The sequence below is a fragment of the Pseudomonas sp. AA-38 genome (assembly GCF_029457475.1).
Taxonomy (GTDB): domain Bacteria; phylum Pseudomonadota; class Gammaproteobacteria; order Pseudomonadales; family Pseudomonadaceae; genus Aquipseudomonas.
The window spans coordinates 3250614-3273325 of the sequence record NZ_CP120359.1 but is presented as its reverse complement, the minus strand read 5'-3'; the positions used below and the strand labels follow the sequence as shown (position 1 = coordinate 3273325).

Here is a 22712-nt window from a genome sequence, read left to right as displayed (position 1 = left end):
TCTGGTTTCAGCGCTGAGTCACGGACTGGCTGATTTGTCGTCCTTGGGCGTCGTAGGTGTACTGGGTGATGCGATCCGGCTCGGTGACCTTCACCGGCAGGAAGAAGTCGGCATGCCAGTCGGTGGTGATGGTGCGCGCCTGCGGCGTACCGCTGGCTTCGGTGCGGGAAATCTCCAGACCACGGGCGTTGTAGGTGTAGGTGGTGAGATTGCTCTTGTTGTCGGTCTTGGTCTTGAGCAGGCCGCGATCGTCGTAGGTGAAGGTGGAGTTGCTGTTGGGGCAGTTCGCTGAGGCTTCCCCATCGATGGCAGTAATTTTCTTGACGCCTTGAATTACTGCGAAATGGTAGGTGGTATTTTTGCCAAGCGGGTTGGTAACGGTCGAGGTGCCGTCAGCATTGTATGAGACGGTGGTTTTCTCTACATCGCCTGACCTGGCGCTGGATGTCGCCCTGCCAAATTGGTCATACGTCCAGGTGACATAACGATCTCCATTTTCATCGGTAATACCTGTCAGGAAGCGCGGGAAGGACAGGTTTTCATAATGGAATGTTCGATTCGTAGTGGAACCGTTGATTGTTCTGGATACTGTTTGCAGCCGTCCTTGGGCATCATGGTTGTAAACGATCGATACGTTGCTGGCAGTCAGTGTCAAAGGTTGTAGTTTCGCGTCTGACGTGAAAGTAAGCGTTTCGCCTGTGTCGGACGTGACAACTGTTTCCGACGCGCTGTGATTGAGCGATATCGAACGGCCGTTGGCGTCTTGTTGAGAAACCATTTTGCCCAGGTTGTCGAAGGTATAAGTCATCTGGCTTGTTGAGGTGTAGCGCCATCCCGTTCCTTCGGCTGCAAATGTTCCAAGTTCATCGCTAGAGGGGGTGATGGCTGTCCCTGATCGAGCGAATAACGTTTCTCTGCCATCGGCTTCCACCAGCCGTATTTCAGAGCTTGTGATGACCAGCCTTGTAGACAGGCTATGGCGCCAATAACCATCCAGGCTGTTGTAAATCCTATCGAAGCGCAGCAGGGGGGAGGAGGAACTGGAGAAGTCGGTTTCGCGCTGGAACTTGTTGCCGATGGCGAGGTTTATCGGGTTTCCAGTGCAGGTATTCGGTGGAGGAGTGCCTTTGTTCTTGGAAAGCGTCACTTCAGGGTCATACATGATGGTCATCGAGTCACTGGCCGAGCATGACCCAACGCTACCTGTGACCGCGAGAACGTTAATGCCGGGGCGCAGTGTGACCGGTACGCCTCGGGATTGCAGAAAGGTCACGGCAGCCGTGAATGAACCGGAATAATTATAGAAAGGGGTACCGTTCAATGTGGCGGTAACGGTGCCGAAGTTTCCGAACTGGGCACTTGCCCCGCCCTGACCATAAACAGTGATATTGGCGGTTCGTGTGGTCGCCCCATCACTTGGAGAGGTGAAATTGAGGGTACAGGCTAGCGCTGTACAGGGTGAGATAGCCAATGCCAGAAAAGTGGCTGGAAGTCGCATGCGTCCTTTCTCCGTGCGAGTAAGAGTCCAGTTTTACAAGCGGCTATTTATAGCCGATGCCAGTGCTATTTGCGCTTCTTGAAACGTTTGGTAATGAAGCCTCTCCCAGAGGCCTGTTGGCACGGACTATTGAGGTGGCTCATATCTGGCAGAGGCGCTGCATTACTACCGTCATCACTTCATTGTGCGATCGATAAAGCGCAGCCAGCGAACACCTCAGGCTCACCCACTCACCCATCTCTGCCTGGCCCAGCCACTCAAGCCATCCACCGCCAGCACCAGCAGGAGCATGGCCAGGATCACCGTGGCTGCCTGGGCTTCCTGGAACAGGCTGAGGCTCATGTAGAGCATCTGCCCCAGGCCGCCGGCCCCGACGAAGCCGAGCACGCTGGCCATGCGGATGTTGTTTTCCCAGCGGTACAGGCTATAGGCGATCAGTTGCGGCCAGACGCCGGGCAGGGTGCCGTAGCAGAAGGCGGCCAGGCGGCCGCCGCCGCTCTCGCAGATGGCGTCGGCGGGCTCGCGCGGGGTGTTTTCCAGCGCCTCGGCGAACAGGCGGCCGAGCACGCCTGCGGTGTGCAGGGCCAGGGCCAGAGTACCGGCGTTGGGGCCGAGGCCGGCGGCCAGCACCATCAGCGCCGCCCAGACCAGTTCCGGGATGGCGCGCAGGGCGTTGAGCAGTAGCCGCGTGACATGCAGGGCGAGGCTGCCGAAGCGCCCGGAGGCTGGCAGCGCCAAGGCCAGGCCGAGGATCGCCGCGAGCAGGGTGCCGATGGCGGACATGGCCAGGGTTTCCAGCGCGCCACGGCCGATGGCCTGCAGGTGCGCGGCGGAGAAATCCGGCTGCAGAAAACCTTTGGCGTACTGGCCCATCTGCGCCAGGCTGTCGCCGGCCAGCAGAGAACCGAGGTCGATGTCCAGATAGAGGAACGAGGCGATCACCGCGCCGAGGAGGGCGGCGAGCAGGATCAGGTTGCCGACTCTCATGTCAGCCTCGCGCGCAGCAGGCGGCTGAACTGGTCGGCCAGCAGCACCAGCAACAGGAAGGTGAGCAGCATGCTGGCCACTTCGCCACCGGCAAACATGCGCAGCGACAGATCGATCTGCTGGCCCAGGCCCCCGGCGCCGACGAAGCCCATTACCACCGAGGCACGGATGGCGCATTCCCAGCGGTACACGGTGTAGGAGAGCATTTCCCCGGCGGCATTGGGCAGCACGCCATAGGCGAAGGCGGCCAGGCGACTGCTGCCGGCACCCAGTAGTGCGCGGGCGGGGCGGGCATCCACCGACTCGAAGATTTCCGCATAGACCTTGCCGAGCATGCCGGCGTAGGTGATGGCGATGGCCAGCACCCCGGCGGTGGGGCCGAGGCCGACGGCACGGACGAACAGCAGCGCCCAGACGATTTCCGGCACGCTGCGCAGGAAGATCAGCAGGCCGCGCACCGGCCAGCGCGCCAGATTCGCCCACCAGGCCGGGCGGCCACCGCGGTGCACGGCCGAGAGCGACAGCGCACGGCTGGCCAGCAGTGCGCTGGGCATGGCGATCAGCAGCGCCAGGCTCATGCCAGCGGTGGCGATGGCCAGGGTTTCCAGGGTGGCGCGGCCGAGCAGGGCGAGGAATTCGCCATCATGCGCGGGCGGCCAGAAACCGGCGAGGAAGTTGCCCATGGCGCGGGTATTGTCACCGTCCACCAGCACCGACAGATCCAGCTCGCTCAGGCGCAGGCCCGGCCACAACAGCAGCAGGGCCAGCACCGTGATCAGCAGGCGTGGCAGGGCGGCGGGGTCGCGTGGGGCGGCGCTCAGCATCGCGGGATATGTACCGGCTGAGGCTGTACGGGCGAGCTGGGCGCGGCCTGCAGTTGCTCGTTGGCGTACAGCGCATCCAATTGGGCGGGCTGCACGTAACTGGCTGGCAGGTCGAAGGCGATACGCCCGTCGCGAATGCCGATCACCCGGGGAAAATGCGCCAGGGCCAGGTCGACCGCATGCAGGCTGGCCAGCAGGGTCATGCCGCGCTCGGCGGCTTCGCGGTTGAGCACGGCCAGGGTGTGCCCGGCCAGCACCGGATCCATGGCCGAGACGGGTTCGTCGGCGAGGATCAGTTCTGGCGCCTGGTACAGAACGCGGGCGATCCCCACGCGCTGCAATTGGCCACCGGAGAGCTGGTCGCAGCGTTGGTAGAGCTTGTCGGCGATATCCAGCCGCGCCAGGGCGGCTTGAGCGCCGGCGGTGTCCAATGGATAGAGCAGATTGAACAACCCCTTGGCCACTGACCACTGGCCAAGCTTGCCGGCCAGCACGGCGGTGACCACGCGCTGACGCGGCGGCAGCGGCGGTGCCTGGTGGATCAGGCCGATACGTGCGCGCAGACGCTGGCGCTGGCGGGCAGCCAGGCGCCAGGGGTCGTGCTGCAGCAGGTCGAGCTCGCCGTGCGTGGGTGGCAGGCTGGTGGCCAGCAGGCGCAGCAGGGTGGTCTTGCCGGCACCCGAGGGGCCGATAATGGCCACCCGTTCGCCGGGGTTGACCTGCAGATCGATGTTTTCCAGCGCGACCTTGCCATTGGCGTGGGCCAGGCCCACGCCACGCAGGGTGATGCTCACTTCAACAGGCCAGCGGCGCGAGCGGCTTCTTCGATGCCTGCGTAGTTTTCAGGCTGGGTCTCGATGAAGCGGCTGGCGGCCTGCAGGTCGAGAATCGCCTTCTGCTCCGGCTTGGCCGGATCGAGGGCAAGGAAGGCGGCCTTGATTTTCGCTTGCAGCGCTGGGTCGAGGTTGCCGCGCACCGTCCAGTTGTAGTCGTAGTAGGTGGGGGTGGTGGCGAAGACCTTGACCTTGTCGGTATCGACTTTCTTGGTATCGACCAGCTTCTGCCAAACCGAGGCGTTGAGCACACCGGCATCGGCCTTGCCGGCCTGCACCCAGGCGGCGGTGGCGTCATGAGCACCGGAGTAGGCCACGCGGCTGAAGAATTCCTCGGGCTTGATGCCGTCCTGCAGCATGAAGTAGCGCGGCATCAGGCTGCCGGAGGTGGAAGACACCGAACCGAAGGCGAAGGTCTTGCCCTTGAGATCCTGCAGGGATTTCACCGCCGGATCGGAAGTGATGAACTTGCTGGTGAACTCGGCATCCTGCTCGCGCTGCACCAGCGGCACGGCGTTGCCGGTTTTCAGGCGTGCCTGGACGAAGGTGAAGCCGCCCAGCCAGGCCATGTCGATACGGTCGGCGGCCAGTGCTTCGACCACCGCGGCGTAGTCGGCCACCGGCACGAACTCCACCTTCATGCCCAGTTCCTGTTCCAGATAGGCACCCAGCGGCTTGAACTTGCGCAGCAGCTCGGTGGGGGCTTCGTCGGGAATGGCCGAGACCTTGAGGACATCGGCGGCTTGCGCGAATACGGCGGATACGGACAGGGCGATACCGGCGGCGAGCGCCAGGGTGTTCTTGAACATGTCGGATTCTCCGGTTCAATAGCGGGGAAGGCGTGCGGAGTATAGTGGCCCAGCGCCGTCGCTGCAGCACGTAGATCGTGGGGTTAAGATGTCGCCTCGATGCCAACTGCCTGGAGCCGTTCGATGACCGCTACGCTGCCCGCCCTGGCCTTCGCCGGGATCGGCCTGATGGGCCTGCCGATGACCCGCCGTCTGCTCGCCGCCGGCTACCCGCTGACTGTCTGGAACCGCACGCCGGACAAGTGCGCGCCACTGCTGGCGCAGGGCGCACAGCGGGTGGAAAACCCTGCCGAGCTGTGCCGTGATGCCAATGTGGTGATGCTCTGCCTGGCCAATACCGAGGTGGTGCGCGAAGTGGTGTTCGGCTCCGGCGGGATAGTCGAGGGCGCGCGGCCGGGGCAGTTGCTGGTGGATTTCTCCAGCCTGGAGCCGGCGGCCACCCGGGAGATGGCCGCCGAGCTGGAGGCACGTACTGGCATGCGCTGGGTGGATGCGCCGGTGTCCGGCGGCACGCCGGGCGCCGAGGCCGGTACCCTGGCGATCATGGCGGGTGGCCGTGAAGAGGACGTGGAGCGCGTGCGGCCGATACTGGCGCACCTGGGCCAGCGCCTGACGCGCATGGGCGAGGTGGGCGCCGGGCAGGTGACCAAGGTGTGCAACCAGATGATCGTCGCCTGCAATGCGCTGGTGATCGCCGAGGTGGTGGCACTGGCCGAGCGCTCCGGCGTCGATGCCAGCCAGATCGCCTCGGCATTGGCCGGTGGTTTCGCCGATTCCAAACCCCTGCAGATCCTGGCACCACAGATGGCTGCCAGCCAGTTCGAGCCGGTCAAATGGCATGTGCGCACGCTGCTCAAGGATCTCGACACTGCAGTGAAGCTGGCGCGCGAGCAGGGCGGCGCCACGCCCATGAGTGGCCTGGCCGCGCAACTGATGCGCCTGCACGGCAGTCAGGGTTTTCTCGAGCGCGACCCGGCCACGCTGGTGGAACTGCTGCGGGAGCAGTGCCCATGAGGATTGCTGCCAACCTGTCCATGCTGTTCACCGAGCTGCCGCTACGCGAGCGCGTGCTGGCGGCGATGCGTGCGGGCTTCGCGGGCGTGGAGATTCAATTCCCCTACGAGCTGCCGGCCATCGCCCTGAAAGAGGTGCTGGAGCTCAGTGGTCTGCCGCTGGTGCTGATCAACGTTCCGGCGGGCGACCTGATGAGTGGTGGCCCCGGCCTGGCCAGCGTGCCGGCCAGGCAGGCGAAGTTCGACGCTGCGCTGCAGGAGGCGCTGAGCTATGCGGCCATGGTGCGCCCGACCTGCGCCAACGTGTTGCCGGGGCGCCTGGCCGAGGGCGTGAGCCGCGAGCAGGCGCTGGATTGCCTGGCCGCCAACCTGCGCAAGAGCGCCGAGGCCTTCGCTGTGCTGGGCATCCGCGTGTTGGTGGAGGCGATCAATCCCCTCGACATGCCGGGCTTTCTGATCAACACGCCGGAGCATCTGGACGAGCTACTGCGGCGAGTGGATCACCCTAATCTGGCGGCGCAGTACGACCTCTACCACATGGCGCGCCAGGGGTTGGACGTGGCAGCCGGCCTGCGCCTGCTGGCCGGGCGTATCGGCCATGTGCAGTTCGCCGACGTACCGGGGCGCGGCGCGCCGGGTACGGGTGAGTTGGCCTTCCCCGCGCTGCTGAGCGCATTGCATGAGAGCGGTTACGACGCCTGGCTGGGCGCCGAGTACAAACCAGGGGAGGCGGGCACCCAGGCCAGCCTGGGCTGGTTGGCGCAATGGCAGCAGCAAGACACCTAGAGCTGTATGCGCGTCCGTAGCCCGGATGCAATCCGGGAACCAAGTGCTAGCCAGCCCCGGATTGCATCCGGGCTACGGGGAAGCGAGGGCAGAATGCTAGAACCTGGCCCCAAGCCGTTCCAGTGGTAGCACGTGTGGTGGGAATTGGGCGACGATTTCGGCCAGTGGCAGCGGTTTGCTGAACAGGTAGCCCTGCACCTGATCACAGCCGCGTTCCCTGAGGAAGGCCAGTTGCTCGGTGGTTTCCACACCTTCGGCCACCACCTTGAGGTGCAGCGCCTGGGCCATGGCGATGATGGCGTGGACGATCTCGCGATCCTGGTTCGAGGTGACGACGTCCTGAATGAAGCAGCGGTCGATCTTCAGCGTATCCAGCGGTAGCCGGCGCAGGTAGGCCAGCGAGGAGTAGCCGGTGCCGAAGTCGTCGATGGACAGGCTGACGCCCAGTCCTCGAATCCTTTCCAGCAGGTTGATGGCCCGGTTGATGTTGCTCAGCAGCGCGCTTTCGGTCACTTCCATTTCCAGTCGCTGGCCTGGGCAGTGGGTGTCGCGCAGGATTTGCTCGATGCGATCCGGGAGATGGTCGTTGGCCAGGTTCAGTGCCGAGCAGTTCACCGCCACTTTCAACTGTGGGTAGCCCATCTGGTTGAGGTAGTTCAGGTCATGACAGGCCTGCTGCATCACCCAGTCGTCGAGCTGGGCGATGAAACCGTTGGCCTCGGCGATGGAGATGAAACGATCCGGCGTCAGCAGGCCATGCTGGGGATGCTTCCAGCGCACCAGGGCTTCGAGCTTGGCCAGTTCGCCACTGTTCAGGTCGACGATCGGTTGGTAGTAGAGCAGCAGCTCGTTGCCCTGTTGCAGGCATTGTCGAAGGTCTTCCTCTAGCTGCAGCTCGAAGGAGGCCTTCTGCCGCAGGTGCGGGTTGAAGAAGTGCATCGCATTGCGCCCGCTGCCCTTGGACTGGTAGAGCGCCAGGTCGGCATGCTTGAGCAACTCGTCGGGGCTATTGCCGTCCTGGGGGAACAGGCTGATGCCGATGCTGGTGGTCATCACCAGCTTGCGCCCGCTGAGAAAGATCGGCTCTTTCATCTGCTCCAGCAGGCGCGTGGCGAGCACCCGTGGTGCGATGTCGCTGTCGAGGCTGGCGACCACGCAGAATTCATCGCCGCCAAAGCGGGCGATGATGTCGCGCTCGCGCAACGCGCCACGAATGCGCAGGGCGACCACCCGCAGGAGTTCGTCGCCGGAGTCATGGCCAAGAGTGTCGTTGATGCGCTTGAAGTGATCGATGTCGAGGAACATCACTGCCAGATTTCGGCCGGTGACTGCGTGTTCTTCCAGGGCGGCGGCGAACACCCGGTTGAAGCCGCGTCGGTTGAGCAGTTCGGTCAGCGGATCGAAGTGGGCCACCTGTTCCAGCGAGGCGCGGGCATTGTCCAGTTGGGCCAGCAGCGCATTGACGCGCTGCAGGTCGCGCTCCTTGTCGTCGAGCTTGCGCCCGATCCAGGTGGCGATCAGGCTCAGGCTGAGAATCAGCAAGGTGATCGAGGCGACGCTCAGTACCAGTTGCAGGCTGTTGTCGGCGCGGCGCATCAGCAGGGGCGTGCCGTCCGGCACCACCAGGTGCATGCTGGCCATGCCGGTGTAGTGCATGGAGGTGATGGCCGCGCCCATGACCAGCGCTGCCGAGTATTTCAACCAACGCTGATGGCGCTGCATGCTGGAGCGGAAATACTCGGCGAGCAGCAAGGCGGCGAAGCTGGCGGCAATGGCGATGACGATGGAAAGGGCAAACAGGCCGCCGTGGTAGTAAGTCTCTGCGGGTGAGCGGATGGCGGCCATGCCGCTGTAGTGCATGGCGGCGATACCGCTGCCGATGATGCAAGCCGCCAGTACTTGGCGGTGCAGGCCCGGACGGGCCTGGGCCATGCAGGTCAGCGCCAGTAATGCCGCTGCCAGGGCGACCAGCAGGGAGAACAGGGTGGTGGGCAGGTCGTAGCGGATGGCCACTGGCGCCTGGAACGCCAACATACCGATGAAATGCATGCTCCAGATGCCGCCGGCCAGGCACAGGGCGCCGACCAGCACCCAGGTCACTCGCATGCTGCGGCGCTGCATGTAGTCGAGTTGCTTGGTGATGTTCAGCGTACACAGGCTGCCGATCGTGGCGATCACGTAGGACAGCAGCACCAGCCAGGGATCATGACGGCATTCGAGCAATAGCTGGCCGGTGGCAGGTAAATCTCCAAGAAAACGAATAGACAACCCTTCCATAGTCACCCTTGCCTTGTAGAACCCCCTGCGCTGTCAGCGCTTTCTGGCGCTGGCGGGGCAATGCGGTATCCGCACCTGGGTTATGGGTCATAGCGCTATTCATTGGGTTTAGCATGCAAATCCATGCTTTGCTCAATATCTGAGCGGTTTTTGCCGCCGCAACATCGCATGACATAAATCAAGCGAATGTTCGCAGACAGTTTGAGGAAAACTGCCTAGATTGCCGGCTCCGGTGGTTGGCCGGTGCTGCCAGGGGGGCGGCACCACACAGGCCTGGCACTGACACAAGGAGATGGCAAGCCATGCAACCTGACCAGCAAGCCCCGAATGCCTGGCGCATTCTGTTCCTGCTCTTTCTCGCCAATCTGTTCAACTTCTTCGACCGCACCATCCCGGCCATCATCATTGAGCCGATACGTCTGGAGTGGAGCCTGAGCGATCTGCAGCTAGGGCTGATTGGCACTGCCTTCACCATCGTCTATGCCATCGCCGGCGTGCCGCTGGGGCGCATGGCCGACACGGGCGCACGGCGCAAGATCATGGGCTGGGGCCTGGCCGTCTGGAGCGGGCTGACGGCGCTCAATGGCATGGCCTGGAATTTCTGGAGCTTCTTGCTGATTCGCATGGGAGTGGGTATCGGCGAGGCCAGTTATGCTCCGGCGGCCAACTCGTTGATCGGTGATTTGTTCCCAGCGCACAAGCGAGCGCGCGCCATGGGCATCTTCATGCTCGGCTTGCCCCTGGGGCTGCTGTTGGCCTTTTTCAGCATCGGCGCCATGGTGCAGGCCTTCGGTAGCTGGCGGGCGCCCTTTCTCATCGCGGCGGTTCCGGGGCTGATCCTGGCGCTGTTCCTGTTCTTCATCCGCGAGCCGCAGCGCGGCGCGGCGGAGAGCACGCCGATGAGTCAGGAGCCGGTGGCCAATCCGCTGCGCAAGGTGTTGGCGATCCGCACCTTCTGGTGGCTGGTGCTGGCCGGGTTGGCCTTCAATTTCGCCACCTACGCCTGCAATGCCTTCATGGTGCCGATGCTGCAGCGCTACTTCGGCCTGGGCCTGCAGCAGGCGGCGATGGCCACTGGGATGATCGTCGGCCTGACCGGGCTGGTCGGCCTGACTCTGGGCGGCTGGGTCGCGGACAAGGTGCACCAGCGCTGGGCCAACGGGCGTCTGTTGTTTGCCGCCCTGAGCATGCTTATCGGCACCCTCTGCACGGGCTGGTCGCTGAGCGCGGGGCGTATCGACATCAGCCTGTTCGTTGGCGTGTTCAGTCTGGGTTGGCTGTTCTCCTACAACTTCTATACCTGCGTCTACACCGCGATTCAGGACGTGGTCGAGCCGCGCCTGCGGGCCACGGCGATGGCGCTGTTCTTCGCAGGTTTGTATCTGCTCGGCGGTGGCCTCGGCCCGTTGGTGGTGGGCGGGCTGTCGGATCATTACGCCAGAACGGCGATGCAGGCAGCCGGTGCCAGTGAGATGAGCGAAGCCTTCAAGGCCGCTGGCCTGCATGATGCGATGCTGCTGATTCCGGTGGCCTTGTTCTGCACTCTGCTGGCCTTGCTCCAGGCGTCACGCAGCTTCCAGCGCGATGCCCAGCGCATGCGCGAGGGATTGGAGCAGGCCGTGCCGGTTTGAGAGTGGGAAGGGTGGTGATCCGTTCGCGAAGCAGTACGCCGTGGGCGTTTCAGCGGAGCGTTGTGGGGCCAGGTTTGGCATGGCCCGGCGGACTGTTCGCTTAGGCTCCTGAGTCCGCCGGCCCTACGCTCCTTCGTCCGCCCTCCGCCTACGCGGCCGGTGTCTGGTACGCCCGGCCGCTGTCTGCTGTCGGTTCAGGGCACCAGCAGGATCTTGCCGTCGCGCTCGCCGCTGGCGGCGGCTGCCACGGCGTCCTTGATATGCGCCAGGTCGTAAGTGGCGGCGATGCGGGTCTTGAGCTTGCCGCTGGCGATCAGTTGCACCAGTTCGCCGAACACCTTCATCTGCTGCGCCTGGCTGGCCTGCTGGAACCATTTGGCCAGCCAGAAGCCACGCAGGGTCACGTCGCGGAACACGAAGGAGGCTGGCGAGACCTGGCAGGGCTGGCCACTCATCATGCCGTAGTTGACCAGCACGCCACCGTTGCTCAGCGCGGCCGCCAGGTGGTCGGTGCTGGCGCCGCCGACCGCGTCTATCCCCAAGCGCACATCGGCCCCGCCGGTTATCGCGCGCACGCGCTTGGCCAGGTCGGGGCCGTCGACCAACACCACATCGCCGCCTTCGGCCTCGACGCCGGCAATCGCCGATTCGCGACGCACCACGTTGAGGGTCTTGAAGCCGCGCAGCTTGGCCAGTTGGATCAGGTAGCTGCCGACGCCGGAGTTGGCTGCGTTCTGGATCACCCAGTCGCCCGGTTTGAGGTCGACGAACTCGCTCAGCAGCAGCGAGGCGGTCGGCGGGTTGACGGTGAGCATGGCCAGTTGCAGCGGGTCACTGTCCGGCAGCGCGATGAGCTTGTCCGCCGGCGCGTTCATGGCGCTCACCCAGGTGCCGCAACCCACCGGCAGCAGCACGGTCTGGCCGACCTTGAACTGGCTGACGCCTTCGCCGAGGGCTTCGACGCGGCCCACGCCCTCGTTGCCACCGACCGCTGGTAGCGGCGGCAGCATGCCGTAGGCGCCGGTCAGGGTGAGTACGTCGGAGGGGTTGATCGGCGCGGCCAGCACCTTTACCCGCACCTGGCCGGCGGCCGGCTCGGGGAGTGTCAGGGCAACGGCTTCGATCACGTCTTGCGGCACCGGGCCGCGGTGTTGGTATTCGGCTTTGAGCATGATGTTCTCCAGGCAGTGCAAGTCAGTCGAGCCAGTCTAGCTGGCATGGCGCAAAGCGGAGTGAATCCTCTGGCATCCATTGTGGTGATGAGCGTGGAGCCGTCTATGCTCTGCCTTGTCGACAAGTGGAGCGTTGCATGGGTAGCGGGTGGTGGTGGGTTGGATTGCTATGGTTGGCCTCGTTGGCGCAGGCTGAAACCCTGCATGTCGGTTTCGGTACGCACAAACCGCCTTATGTGTTCGAGGGGGAACCACGTGGGCTCGAATATGATCTGGTGAACCAGGCGGCGCGTCAGGTCGGCTTCGAGGTGGATGCCTACTATGCGCCCATGGAGCGCCTGCATCTGATGCTGCGCCGCGGCGAGATCGATGCCATCGCCACCACCCATGAACGCAGTGGCGTCGAGGCCTACTATTCGGATGTCTACATCCATTACCACAATGCCGTTGTGGCCCTGACCAGGCGCGGCTATCGCATAGAGCGCATCGCCGATCTCCAGGGGCATTCGATCAGCGCTTTCCAGCGCGCGCGCTGGCTGCTGGGCGAAGAGTTCCAGCGCATGGCCGAGCGCAATCCCGACTACCGTGAGGAAGCCCACCAGATCAATCGCAACCGCCTGCTCTATAGTGGTCGGGTCGATGTGGTGGTGGGCGACAGACGCATCATTCGTTATTTCGACGCCGAAGTGGCCGACCAGGTCGATGTGACCCAGCCCCTGACCTGGTACGACATCTTCGCGCCCACGCCTTATCGCCTGGGCTTTCGCCTCGATGCCCAGCGCCAGCGTTTCAACCAGGGCTTGCGCCAGCTTCGGGAGAGCGGTGAGTACGCCGTCATTACCCGGCGCTATCAGGCTGACTGAAACCTGAGGAAACCTTTGCACGGCTGCCGGGTTCTCGGTGCTGTAGCACTATGGACAGCCGTTCTCTCGCGCAGGAGGTTCCGATGCCACGCTCCAAGACCCTCGCCAGCTTCGCGCTGCTCGCTATGCTCGGCAGCCCATTCGGTCTTGCCGAAGATCGGCAATTGCCCAGTGAACTCGGCACCCTGCAGGTGCATACCGTCGCCGATGGGCTGGCCAACCCCTGGGCGGTCGCCTTCCTCCCGGATGGGCAGGGCTTTCTGGTCAGTGAACGACCGGGCAATCTGCGCCGCATCAGCCCGGAGGGGGCTATTTCCGCACCATTGGTCGGCGTGCCCAAGGTCTATGCCACGGGGCAGGGCGGTTTGCTGGACGTGGTGCTGTCGCCGGACTTCGCCACGGATCGCCTGGTCTACCTGTCCTACGCCGAAGCCGGTGACGGTGCGGCCGGCACCACGGTCGGGCGCGGACGTCTGTCGGCTGATACCACGGCGCTGGAGGGCTTCGAGGTGATCTTCCGTCAGCAGCCCAAGCTGTCCAACGGTGTGCACTTCGGCTCGCGCCTGGTGTTCGACCGCGACGGCCACCTGTTCATCGCCCTGGGCGACAATAACGACCGGCCCACCGCGCAGGCACTCGACAAGTTGCAGGGCAAGCTGGTGCGCCTCTACCCGGACGGAAGCATTCCGCAGGACAACCCCTTCGTCGGCCAGACTGGCGCGCGTGCAGAGATCTGGTCATACGGCCATCGCAACCAACAGGGGGCAGCGCTCAATCCCTGGACGGGACGGCTGTGGACCCACGAGCACGGCCCGCGCGGTGGCGATGAAATCAACATCCCCGAGGCCGGCAAGAACTACGGTTGGCCGCTGGCCACCCATGGCATCAACTACTCGATGCTGCCGATTCCCGAAGCGAAGGGGGAGGTGGTGGAAGGCACCGAGGCGCCGCACCATGTCTGGGAAAAATCCCCGGCGATCAGCGGCATGGCCTTCTACGATGCAGAGCGCTTTCCGGCCTGGCAACACAACTTGTTTATCGGCGCGCTGGCGGGCCAGGCGTTGATTCGCCTGCAACTGCAAGGGGATGAAGTGGTGCACGAGGAGCGTCTGTTGCAGTCGCTCGATGTCCGGATTCGCGATGTGCGGCAGGGGCCGGACGGCTACCTCTACCTGCTGACGGATGCCCCGAACGGGAAGTTGCTGCGCTTGGGGCTGTAGCAGGCCGCTGAAAGACAGCACAGGGGGCTTTCAGCGGCCAGTGGGGCTTACTTGCGGCTGATGGTGATTTGCCGCGTGCCGCCGTACTGCTGGCCGCTCACGCCCTTGGCAATCTGCTGAATCTCGCCGCCGCCATTGAGGAAGGCGGCAATCTGCGCCTCCAGCGACTCGCGAGTGGCCACGGCCGCTTCAGGTTTGCTGGATTTACTGTTGGAGGATTTGACGCGCAGGGTAGCCATGAGCTTTCTCTGTCTTTCAGTGGGCGGTCGGTGATTATGCCTCAAAGGGCGCCTCCCTGCTCGATCTATTGCCCCAGGGCTCTGCGCTACGAGCCTTGCTCAGGCCGAAAAGCGCTTGCCACTCAGCGGCTTGCACACTCGTGACCGGCTGTCGAATAAGCTCGGATGCGGCCCGGTGGCGGCCGAACTGGGGTAGAATCCTCGGCTGTTTCAGCGAGGTGAAAACGCAATGGCCTTGATCGGGCGGATGAATTCTTTACAGGTGGTCAAGCACACCGACTTCGGGCTGTACCTCGATGGTGGGGCCGACGGCGAGATCCTCCTGCCCAAGCGCTACATTCCCAAGGACACGCCCTGCGAGGTCGAGGACTGGCTCAACGTGTTCCTCTACCTCGACAGCGAAGACAAGCTGATCGCCACCACGCAGAAGCCCAAGATTCAGCTTGGCGAGTTCGCCAGCCTCAAGGTGGTCGACATCAACCGCATCGGCCTGTTTCTCGACTGGGGCCTGGCCAAGGATCTGCTGCTGCCGCACTCCGAAGAGAAGCGCCCGCTGCAGCTCGGCGATTACTGCGTGGTCTACCTCTATCTGGACAAGCGCACCCGCCGCCTGACCGCTACCGCACGTCTGGATCGTTATCTCGACCAGACGCCGGCACACTACCAGGTGGGGCAGGAGGTCGACCTGCTCATCGTCGAGCGCACCGACCTTGGCTTCAAGGCCGTCATCGATGGCAAGCACTGGGGCTTGATCCACAAGAACGAACTGTTCAAGTTCGTGCGCAGCGGCATGTGTGAGAAGGGCTACATCAAGGAACTGCGTGCCGACGGCAAGATCAGCCTCAGCCTGCAACCCATCGGCCGCGAAGCCGCCACCGGCCTGGCCGAGCAGATACTCGAACGCCTGCGCGAGCAGGGCGGGGTGCTGGCGCTGAGCGACAAGAGCCCACCGGAAGCCATCACCACAGCGTTTCGCGTAAGCAAGGGCAACTTCAAGAAAGCCATTGGCGGCCTGTACAAGGAAGGGCGAATCCGTATCTACGATGACCGCATCGAACTGCTCTAACAGGCTGCTGAAAAACTACCTCGGCTTTGGCTTCCTGCGTCGCTCTACCTCCTGCATCCATGCAGTCGTGCGTTGGCAATACTGCGTTAAAAACAGCCTCGCGTGCGAGCCCAGTCAAAATGCTCATTTACAACACGTAAACTGCGCTTTTTCGGCTTTTTTTGCCTTGTCTTGCCTGCCTCGCCTACGTTTTTCAACGGCCTGCTAAGGTTGATGCAGCCATGGCTTGAGTCCAACCGCGGCAACTCGCATAATGCGCCGGTCTTCTCGCCGGTGTAGCTCAGTTGGTAGAGCAGCGCATTCGTAATGCGAAGGTCGCAGGTTCGACTCCTGTTTCCGGCACCATAAAAATCAAAGGGTTAGCTTCGGCTAGCCCTTTGTCGTTTCTGGCGGTGTCCCTGCTAGGCGATTTGGCTAGCCGGTGCGACAGATACCATCCTGATCGAAGCCGTATTTATAGATCATCAAGACTGTCGGGCGCGTAAAGCGCTCAGGGCTTCTTCGCGCGTTGGGAGTTTGCGCTTGGCATCTTCTGGTGTGGTAGCGAAGCCTTCCAGGCGCAGGCTGGCGGCATAGTTCGACTGGCGAATCTTGGCGTAGTAAGCCTTCTTGGCTTCCAGGGTCAGATTGGGCATGGCTCAAGCCTTGAGCGCGACAGGATGATCATGGGGCAGAGTACCGTCTTCTACTCACTCTGCCACTTAAGGGCACCTCTAAAAACTGCCTGCGTTGCCATCGCGGCGTTAAAAACAGGCTCGTGCGTGAGTCCGATCAGAATGCTCATTTACAACACGTAAACCCGAATGCGGGCCAGGTGCTTTCTTCTCCTGTTTTTGTGGGGCCGCCATCGGTATTGCGCTGACTGCCTCGCCTACGTTTTAGAGGCGCCCTTAATCGGCCCGGATGCCGTTGGTCAAACGCACTGCCATCAGTGATTGTTGCTGGTGGCAGACCGTGGCGACAGATATCAAAACCAAGACCAGGCTGGAAGACCTGTCCGCGCTGCTGGCGGCATACCCTGAGTACATTCATGCAAACGCCAGCTTTCCAACCTGCTGCAGATCTACATGCTGACGGGCATTCCATAAGTCGTAAGCATCTTGCATAGCTAGCCAGCTCTCAGGCGAGCGACCAAGTGCTACCGAGAGGCGCAGAGCCATTTCCGGCGTTACGCGGCTGGTGCCCTTGAGCACACGGCTCAGGGTCGAGGGTGCTACGCGCAGCTTTTCGGCCAGCTCACGACCGCTGATGCCGTTCGGCTCCAGGTAGATATCGGTGATGAATTCACCAGGATGGGGCGGGTTGTGCATGTTCATCAGTGGTAATCCTCATAGTCCAGGACATAAGCGTTTCCGTCGCGAAACTCGAACGTCAGCCGCCAGTTGCCGTTCACCATGATCGACCAGCGCCCACGCATTTCTCCCTTGAGCGGGTGCAGGCGGAAGCCAGGGATGTCCATGTCGTCTACCGTCATGGCTGTATCCAGGGCTGCTAGCTGCATTCGTAGCCGCTTGGCATGGGCGGGTTGTACGCCTGCTGTGCTGCCCGTTTCAAATAGCTTGCGCAGCCCTTTGTGCTGGAAAGATTTGATCATTGGCGAAGCGTAGCATGTTGCGCAACGCGCAACAACTTGAGGTGTCCCTGGTTGAGCCTCGGGGGCAGCTTAGTGAAGGAGTATCACATCGAAGACGCTCTAGAAGCCTCGGTTTTACTGACTTTCAGCTTTTACCGAGTGAGGTGCCGTATTTCGTAATGCGAAGGTCGCAGGTTCGACTCCTGTCTCCGCACCATAAAAATCAAAGGGTTAGCTTCGGCTAGCCCTTTGTCGTTTCTGTGCTTGGTTTTCCCTACATCAGGTTATAGCTGACGTAAGCCAGCATGCCGAAGGCGAACAGGAAGATGGCATAGATCGGCCACAGACTGCCTGGCTCCAGAGGTGTGGATGCTTCGTGGCGGTGAGTCTGGGTGAAAGGTGCCAGGGTGTCTTTCTGTGGGGTGGCGACCTTTCTAACGGGGTTTGTGCCGCTGCGTCGGGGGGCGGTGTTGAAGTTTTCCCAGGATGCCTTGCGGCCGTTGCGGCGCAGGTTGTCTCGATGCAGCTCAGGTTCTTCCATGTTCGTTACGGCCTCCTGGCCTAGTGCTATCACTGGTGTGGCGCATGCTACACAAGGCTGCAGGAAAGGCCAGTGAAATGTGACGTGGTCGTGGTTTTGCGGGCTGGGTCGAGACTGCACCCTTCTTCACATCCATTGTCAAAAGAGCACTATGGTGCTGTTTTGTCGACTCTGCAGGCGGTCATGATCAGGGAGTGGAGGGTTCAGCGATGCTGCGTTTGATATCAATGGTGCTGGTTTGCATCTGTGCCGCTACGGCCTTTGCCGATGAGCCGCAGACGATCAGGGTCATTCCCAAGAGTTACGTCAGCCCGGGCGCCAGTGGCAGCGTGTCTGGTTCGGCGAATTATCAGCAGTACGACCTCTATGGTGGTCAGCGCCTGCCGCAAGGCAGCATACGGCAAGAGAGCCGCTACGGCAGTCATTCCACTGAGACACGCGGCGGCATTCGGCAGAGCACCGAATACCCGGGTGGGCTGATCATCGAGCGGCAGCCGGGGGCGGGTAGTTATCAGCAGCAGCGCAGCCGTTAGTCCTTGTGGGTGCGCGTTGGCTCCCCAGGGTGGATGATGGCGCGGTTGCGTCCCGCGCTCTTGGCCTCATAGAGGCAGGTATCGGCACGCTGCATCCAGCTTTCCCAGTGCTCGCCGCTCTGCAGGACGGCGCCGCCGATGGAGACGGTGACCGGGCCCACCGGGCTGTACAGCTCGGCAGAGACGCGCGTGAGCAGGTTCTGCGCGACGCTGTGCAAGCCGCTCAGGTCGGTATTGGGCAGCAGCAACAGGAACTCCTCGCCGCCGAAGCGAAACAGGCGGTCTTCGCTGCGTGAGACGCGCTGCATGATTTCGACGAAGGCGATCAGCACCTGGTCGCCTGCATGGTGGCCGCAGCGATCATTGACCTGCTTGAAGTGATCCAGATCCATGATCAACACGCCGTAGCTGTGCTTGTGGCGACGATGGCTGGCCACGGCGATCTTCAGTTCTTCGTTCATGGCGCGCCGGTTGCGCGCGCCGGTGAGTGGATCCTGTGAGGCCATCACCTGCAACTGATCACGCTGGACACCGGTGCGGTAGGCGAAGATGAAGCTCAAGGTGCTGGCCATCATGCTGGTGACCAGGAACGACACCATCTGATAGTTGCTCTCGAATACGCTGCCGGGAAACACCAGGGCATGGGTGACGAGGCTCACGAGCACCAGCAGGGTCGCGAGCAAGGCCTTGCCAGGCGGAACCATGAAGAAGTTGAAGAGGATCAGTGGGTAGATCCAGAACAGGCCGTTGACCCCCAGGTTGATGGCGATGAGGGTGGCGCCGACGGAAAATACGGCGGCCAGATAGATGCCAGGGGTGTTCGTGTCGCGCTTTACCCAGGCGTACGTCACAGCGGCCAGGGTCGAGAGCACGATGATGGTGTCGGCGATGCCGACCAGGTAGTTGCCAGTCAGCAGGCGGTAGACGGCATAGGGGGCAATGCCGATCACGCCGAATAAGCCCATGAGGGAGACGATCGACAGTTGAAAGTCGTTACGCAGGCGCTTGAGCAAGCGAGTCTTGAGGGTCTTCATGGCGTTTTTCATTGTTGTGTAGACAAGCATGCAGAGCTTTGTCGATGCCTGGCAAGGCCTTTTCTGGGCGAAGTGCCATCAGGTTCTGTTGTTGTTTCGCTCTGAAGGGCCAACGGAACCTGGACGGGCGTTCAGTGAGCGCGTAGCGCTATTAGAGACTTGCTGCGCCGATAACGTGCCAGCCGTTGGTCGAGTTCATCCGGCAGTCGCAGGGATGGCTGAAAGCCCTGGCGTCGATAGAACCCAAGGAGATCGGGGTGGCAGAACAGCCATGCTGGTTCGGGGTGTGCCTGCAGGCTCTGTGTCAGGAGCCCGCTTGCCAGGCCCTGGCCACGCTGCGCTGGTGCCACGAACAGGCCGGTGAGCCATTGCCCATCGGCCACCGGGCGCAGACTCAAGGCGGCGACGATGTCGTTGCCCTGCTGGGCCACCCACAGTTCGTCGCCGGCCTGGCTGCGCATGGCGGAGCGATGCTGGCGGTAGAACTTGTCCACCAGCGGGCGCAGGTGGCTGGGCAGTTGGCGGTAGTCAGGCATGTAGGTATGCACAGGCACGACACGCAGGGCTGCGCGTCGTGCCTGTATGCGGCTTACAGGTGGCGGTGGAGTTCGGCGATATGCTCCGGGCCGATGCCACAGCAGCCACCGAGCATGCTCGCGCCACGCTGGCGCCAGTCCCTGGCCCAGGCCAGGTAGCCCGGCGGGTCGAGGTCGTCGCGCAACTCGTCCAGGCCATCGTTGGCCTTGGCGTCCTTGGGCTGTGGCGGGAAGGCGTTGGCATAAGCGCCGAGAGTGACGTCCACGCCCAGGCGGGCGTAAGTGTCGCGGGCCACATCGATGGCCGCGCCTATCACTTCCGGCTGGCTGCAATTGAACAGCAGGTGCTGCACGCCCAGGCTGGCCATGGCCTCGGCGGCCTCGCTCAGTGGTTCGCCGGAGCGCAGGCGCGGTATTTCATCGACGCCATCGTCCTGCAGGGTGAAGGATACCCAGAACGGCTTGCCGTCTTGTGGCAGCAGCGCATGGATGGCGCGTACCTCGGCGATCGAACTCTGGGTTTCCGCCAGCCACAGGTCGACATGCGGCGCCAGCCCCTGCAGCAGCGGGCTGAGCAATTCGCTGACGCGCTGCGGCTGGAACAGATCCGGCCGGTAGGAGCCGAACAGCGGCGGCAGCGAACCGGCTACGCGCACCGGCTGAGCGCTGGCATCGGCTGCGCTGCGCGCCAGGCGACCAGCCGTATCGGCCAGGCTCAGACCCTCGGCGGCGAAACGCTGTTCACCGATATGAAAGGGCACGACGGCGTAGCTGTTGCTGGTGATGACCCGTGCACCGGCCTCGATGAAGGCTGCATGAACGGCAATCACGGCCTCCGGCGCTTCGGTCAGGGCCAGGGCCGACCATTCCGGCTGGCGAAAAGGGGCGCCGCGGCGCTGCAGTTCTCTTCCCATGCCGCCATCGAGAATAAGCAAAGGCTTGTCGTGCATATGACTTCCGACTATATCAATATGAATAGAATTCACTTCTTGGATGCCGCTTATAACTATTTAATACGCCATCCTTTTGCCCATCTATTGTTCAGGTATTTCCATGCGTTTGCCACCCTTGCTCGGCGCGAGCCTGCTCGCTGCCACCCTCACCACCCAGGCCCTTGCCGGGGAAACCCTCGATCGCGTGCAGGCGAAGCAGGAAATGGTCAACGTGCTGATGGAGAGTTATCCGCCGTTCTCCTTCCTCAACGAGCAGAACCAGCTCGATGGCTTCGACGTGGACGTGGCCAAGGCCGTGGCCGACAAGCTGGGGGTCAAGGTGCGTTTCGAGACGCCGTCCTGGGACGTGATCGCTGCAGGCCGCTGGAACGGTCGCTATGACATCTGCATCTGCTCGATGACGCCGAGCAAGGCGCGCGCCGAGGTGTTCGATTTCCCGGTGGAGTACTACGCCTCGCCGGCGGTGATCGTGGTCAATGCCAAGGATGATCGCATCCACTCGGCCAAGGATCTCGATGGCATGAAGGTCGGCTTGACCAGCGCCTCCAGCTACGAGAGCTACCTGAATAAGAACCTGGTGATCGAGGGCGACGAAGAGCGCCAGATCGACTATCCGTTCGATTTCGTGCAGATCGCCCCTTACGACACCGACAACGTCGCCTTCCAGGATCTCGCCCTGGGCGCTGGCGTACGCCTGGACGCGGTGCTCACCAACCTGGTCACCGCACAGCCGCGTCTGCAGCAGGATGCGCGCTTCAAGCTGGCCGGCGCGCCGCTGTACGAAGAGCCGAACTCGGTGGCTATCGAGAAGGGCGACGCCGAATGGAACGCCAAGGTGCGCGAAGCATTCGCCGAGTTGAAGGCCGACGGCACCCTGGCGCGCTTGTCGCAGAAGTGGATCGGCGCCGATATCAGTAAATGAGCGATCAGCCATCCTCCCGAGCGCCCGCCCGCAGCGGTGCGAGTGCTGGCCTGTTCGGTTTCCGCACGCGCCTGTACCTGACCTGGTTGGCGCTGCTGATCCTGTTCGTTGGCTTCTTTCTCAGCTTCGACCTGAAGTTCTCCATCATCGTGGAGAAGTTTCCCTACCTGGCCGGCTTCAAGCTCGGCCCCAACGGCTTCCTGCAGGGCGCGGCGTTGACGCTGTTCCTGTGTCTGTGCTCGATGCTGGTGTCGTTGCTGCTGGGCTTCGCCGCCGCGCTGGCGCGGCTGTCGAACAGCGCGGTGCTGCTCGGCGTGGCCAGCTTCTACACCTCGTTCTTCCGTGGCACACCGCTGCTGATCCAGATACTGCTGATCTACCTCGGCCTGCCGCAGATCGGCCTGGTGCCGGGGGCGATCAGCGCCGGCATCATCGCCCTGTCGTTGAACTATGGCGCCTACCTCAGCGAGATCTTTCGCGCCGGCATCATGGCCGTGCCCACCGGGCAGCGCGAGGCCGCCGTGGCCATGGGCATGGGCCCAGGGCAGATCTTCTTCTACATCGTCCTGCCGCAGGCCATGCGCACCATCATCCCGCCCACGGCCAACCAGTTCATCTCCATGCTCAAGGATTCGTCGCTGATCTCGGTGATGGGGGTGTGGGAGGTGATGTTCCTGGCTCAGTCCTATGGCCGTTCCAGCTATCGCTACCTGGAAATGCTGACCACCGCAGCGCTGATCTACTGGGTGCTGTCGATCCTCCTGGAGCTGGTGCAGGCGCGCCTGGAGCGGCGTTTTTCCCGGGGTTATCAGCGCTGATCAGGCGCAGTTGAGCGGGCGGCGCTCGGCGCGGATTTCCGGCAGGTCACTGCGCCGCAGATAAACCCGCAGCGGCTCGCCGAGGTTGACCCGATCATCGATGCGCTGCGCCTGCAGCCAGGCCAGGCGCTGGCGATCCAGGCGCATCAGGCCGACGTCATAGGCCTGCCAGACGTATTCGCTGGTGGGGGTGATGGTTTCGGCCGGCACATCGAGGCCGAAGCTGTCTTCGGAAAAACGCAGCAGGTACTGGCCGGTCTTGGCGTTGAAGCCGACGAAGCCCTGCAACTGGTCGGCGGCCTGGCAGATCTGGGCGGACGTGATACTCATGGCAAACCTCGCTTCCTATGGGTTTGCACGCAAAGAGAATGGTTCTGGTTATCGGCGCAGCCTAACGACTGGCGTTGTCGCCTGCGTTGCCGTGGATCAAAAAATGGTTCATCGCATTTTCAGGAGGAATGCCTGGGTGACACCGGACTGGCAATACGGTGTTAGTTGTTCTTGTGTCTGTTCCGAATTGCCGCGTTTTTGCTGATGTTTTTGGTTTCGCCCTCCCGGGCGAGTCACTTTTGCCCCGGATGGCC

Annotated in this window: 25 protein-coding genes and 1 tRNA gene; 10 read left to right on the top strand and 16 right to left on the bottom strand. The window is 62.7% G+C overall.

The features are described from left to right. Positions 1-7 precede the first annotated feature (7 nt). The 5 genes from PVE35_RS15035 to PVE35_RS15015 all read right to left on the bottom strand — a co-directional run bounded on the left by PVE35_RS15035 (position 8) and on the right by PVE35_RS15015 (position 4951). Positions 8-1498 carry a DUF6531 domain-containing protein gene (locus PVE35_RS15035; RefSeq protein ID WP_277372264.1) on the bottom strand — a complete coding sequence of 497 codons (1491 nt, stop codon included), beginning with the start codon at positions 1496-1498 and terminating at the stop codon, positions 8-10. 222 nt (positions 1499-1720) lie between these two features. Beyond that, positions 1721-2485 carry a phosphonate ABC transporter, permease protein PhnE gene (gene phnE / locus PVE35_RS15030; protein ID WP_277372263.1) on the bottom strand — a complete coding sequence of 255 codons (765 nt, stop codon included), beginning with the start codon at positions 2483-2485 and terminating at the stop codon, positions 1721-1723. Beyond that, positions 2482-3309, bottom strand: a complete 828-nt coding sequence (locus PVE35_RS15025; protein WP_277372262.1) for an ABC transporter permease — start codon at positions 3307-3309, stop codon at positions 2482-2484. The genes phnE and PVE35_RS15025 overlap by 4 nt, the downstream gene beginning before the upstream one ends. Next, on the bottom strand, positions 3303-4103 hold the full coding sequence (locus PVE35_RS15020) for a phosphonate ABC transporter ATP-binding protein (RefSeq protein ID WP_277372261.1): 801 nt from the start codon (positions 4101-4103) through the stop codon (positions 3303-3305). The genes PVE35_RS15025 and PVE35_RS15020 overlap by 7 nt, the downstream gene beginning before the upstream one ends. Then, complete coding sequence (locus PVE35_RS15015) at positions 4100-4951, bottom strand: putative selenate ABC transporter substrate-binding protein (RefSeq protein ID WP_277372260.1); 852 nt, start codon at positions 4949-4951, stop codon at positions 4100-4102. The genes PVE35_RS15020 and PVE35_RS15015 overlap by 4 nt, the downstream gene beginning before the upstream one ends. A 123-nt stretch (positions 4952-5074) precedes the next feature. On the opposite strand from PVE35_RS15015, the gene PVE35_RS15010 reads away from it, so the two are divergent. Both PVE35_RS15010 and PVE35_RS15005 read left to right on the top strand, forming a co-directional pair. Next, positions 5075-5965 carry an NAD(P)-dependent oxidoreductase gene (locus tag PVE35_RS15010; protein WP_277372259.1) on the top strand — a complete coding sequence of 297 codons (891 nt, stop codon included), beginning with the start codon at positions 5075-5077 and terminating at the stop codon, positions 5963-5965. Further along, positions 5962-6750, top strand: a complete 789-nt coding sequence (locus PVE35_RS15005) for a TIM barrel protein (RefSeq protein WP_268182851.1) — start codon at positions 5962-5964, stop codon at positions 6748-6750. Before PVE35_RS15010 ends, PVE35_RS15005 begins: the two co-directional genes overlap by 4 nt. A gap of 96 nt (positions 6751-6846) precedes the next feature. Here the strand turns inward: PVE35_RS15005 and PVE35_RS15000 are convergent, their stop codons facing one another. Continuing rightward, complete coding sequence (locus tag PVE35_RS15000) at positions 6847-9027, bottom strand: EAL domain-containing protein (RefSeq protein ID WP_277372258.1); 2181 nt, start codon at positions 9025-9027, stop codon at positions 6847-6849. A 302-nt stretch (positions 9028-9329) separates the two neighbouring features. On the opposite strand from PVE35_RS15000, the gene PVE35_RS14995 reads away from it, so the two are divergent. After that, positions 9330-10658, top strand: a complete 1329-nt coding sequence (locus tag PVE35_RS14995; RefSeq protein ID WP_268182854.1) for an MFS transporter — start codon at positions 9330-9332, stop codon at positions 10656-10658. A 194-nt stretch (positions 10659-10852) separates the two neighbouring features. Here PVE35_RS14995 and PVE35_RS14990 read toward each other — a convergent pair whose 3' ends face one another. Then, complete coding sequence (locus PVE35_RS14990) at positions 10853-11830, bottom strand: zinc-dependent alcohol dehydrogenase family protein (RefSeq protein WP_268182855.1); 978 nt, start codon at positions 11828-11830, stop codon at positions 10853-10855. Positions 11831-11967: 137 nt separating this feature from the next. Between PVE35_RS14990 and PVE35_RS14985 the strand changes: the two genes are divergently transcribed. Together PVE35_RS14985 and PVE35_RS14980 are read left to right on the top strand one after the other, a co-directional pair. After that, complete coding sequence (locus PVE35_RS14985) at positions 11968-12693, top strand: transporter substrate-binding domain-containing protein (RefSeq protein ID WP_277372257.1); 726 nt, start codon at positions 11968-11970, stop codon at positions 12691-12693. 125 nt (positions 12694-12818) lie between these two features. Continuing rightward, complete coding sequence (locus tag PVE35_RS14980; RefSeq protein WP_277374890.1) at positions 12819-13913, top strand: PQQ-dependent sugar dehydrogenase; 1095 nt, start codon at positions 12819-12821, stop codon at positions 13911-13913. 47 nt (positions 13914-13960) lie between these two features. Here the strand turns inward: PVE35_RS14980 and PVE35_RS14975 are convergent, their stop codons facing one another. Continuing rightward, a complete protein-coding gene (locus PVE35_RS14975) occupies positions 13961-14152 on the bottom strand; it encodes a hypothetical protein (RefSeq protein ID WP_268182859.1) in 192 nt (63 codons plus the stop codon). Between the two features lie 229 nt (positions 14153-14381). Here PVE35_RS14975 and PVE35_RS14970 point away from each other — a divergent pair, with 229 nt between their 5' ends. Further along, a complete protein-coding gene (locus PVE35_RS14970; protein ID WP_277372256.1) occupies positions 14382-15218 on the top strand; it encodes a S1-like domain-containing RNA-binding protein in 837 nt (278 codons plus the stop codon). Between the two features lie 269 nt (positions 15219-15487). Then, a tRNA-Thr gene (locus tag PVE35_RS14965) sits at positions 15488-15563 on the top strand. Between the two features lie 119 nt (positions 15564-15682). On the opposite strand, the gene PVE35_RS14960 is transcribed toward PVE35_RS14965, so the two are convergent. From PVE35_RS14960 to PVE35_RS14945, 4 genes are all read right to left on the bottom strand, one after another. Then, a complete protein-coding gene (locus tag PVE35_RS14960; RefSeq protein WP_268182863.1) occupies positions 15683-15853 on the bottom strand; it encodes a YhfG family protein in 171 nt (56 codons plus the stop codon). Between the two features lie 393 nt (positions 15854-16246). Then, entirely contained in the window at positions 16247-16534 is a 288-nt protein-coding gene (locus PVE35_RS14955) for a HigA family addiction module antitoxin (protein ID WP_268182864.1), read from the bottom strand. After that, on the bottom strand, positions 16534-16812 hold the full coding sequence (locus tag PVE35_RS14950) for a type II toxin-antitoxin system RelE/ParE family toxin (RefSeq protein ID WP_037002684.1): 279 nt from the start codon (positions 16810-16812) through the stop codon (positions 16534-16536). Before PVE35_RS14950 ends, PVE35_RS14955 begins: the two co-directional genes overlap by 1 nt. Before the next feature lie 253 nt (positions 16813-17065). Next, the gene (locus PVE35_RS14945; RefSeq protein ID WP_268182866.1) at positions 17066-17332 is read right to left on the bottom strand and encodes a hypothetical protein; all 267 of its coding nucleotides are present in this window, start codon (positions 17330-17332) and stop codon (positions 17066-17068) included. A gap of 209 nt (positions 17333-17541) precedes the next feature. Between PVE35_RS14945 and PVE35_RS14940 the strand changes: the two genes are divergently transcribed. Continuing rightward, complete coding sequence (locus tag PVE35_RS14940; RefSeq protein WP_277372255.1) at positions 17542-17865, top strand: hypothetical protein; 324 nt, start codon at positions 17542-17544, stop codon at positions 17863-17865. Here PVE35_RS14940 and PVE35_RS14935 read toward each other — a convergent pair. From PVE35_RS14935 to PVE35_RS14925, 3 genes are all read right to left on the bottom strand, one after another. Continuing rightward, positions 17862-18899 carry a GGDEF domain-containing protein gene (locus PVE35_RS14935; RefSeq protein ID WP_277372254.1) on the bottom strand — a complete coding sequence of 346 codons (1038 nt, stop codon included), beginning with the start codon at positions 18897-18899 and terminating at the stop codon, positions 17862-17864. The two genes, PVE35_RS14940 and PVE35_RS14935, sit on opposite strands and share 4 nt — an antisense overlap. Positions 18900-19030: 131 nt before the next feature. Beyond that, the gene (locus PVE35_RS14930) at positions 19031-19435 is read right to left on the bottom strand and encodes a GNAT family N-acetyltransferase (RefSeq protein ID WP_268182871.1); all 405 of its coding nucleotides are present in this window, start codon (positions 19433-19435) and stop codon (positions 19031-19033) included. Between the two features lie 53 nt (positions 19436-19488). Further along, positions 19489-20385, bottom strand: a complete 897-nt coding sequence (locus PVE35_RS14925) for a homocysteine S-methyltransferase family protein (protein WP_277372253.1) — start codon at positions 20383-20385, stop codon at positions 19489-19491. 103 nt (positions 20386-20488) lie between these two features. Between PVE35_RS14925 and PVE35_RS14920 the strand changes: the two genes are divergently transcribed. After that, positions 20489-21310, top strand: a complete 822-nt coding sequence (locus PVE35_RS14920) for an ABC transporter substrate-binding protein (RefSeq protein WP_277372252.1) — start codon at positions 20489-20491, stop codon at positions 21308-21310. Then, positions 21307-22128, top strand: a complete 822-nt coding sequence (locus PVE35_RS14915) for an amino acid ABC transporter permease (RefSeq protein WP_277372251.1) — start codon at positions 21307-21309, stop codon at positions 22126-22128. The genes PVE35_RS14920 and PVE35_RS14915 overlap by 4 nt, the downstream gene beginning before the upstream one ends. Here PVE35_RS14915 and PVE35_RS14910 read toward each other — a convergent pair whose 3' ends face one another. Next, a complete protein-coding gene (locus tag PVE35_RS14910) occupies positions 22129-22458 on the bottom strand; it encodes a DUF2025 family protein (protein WP_268182879.1) in 330 nt (109 codons plus the stop codon). Positions 22459-22712: the final 254 nt, after the last annotated feature.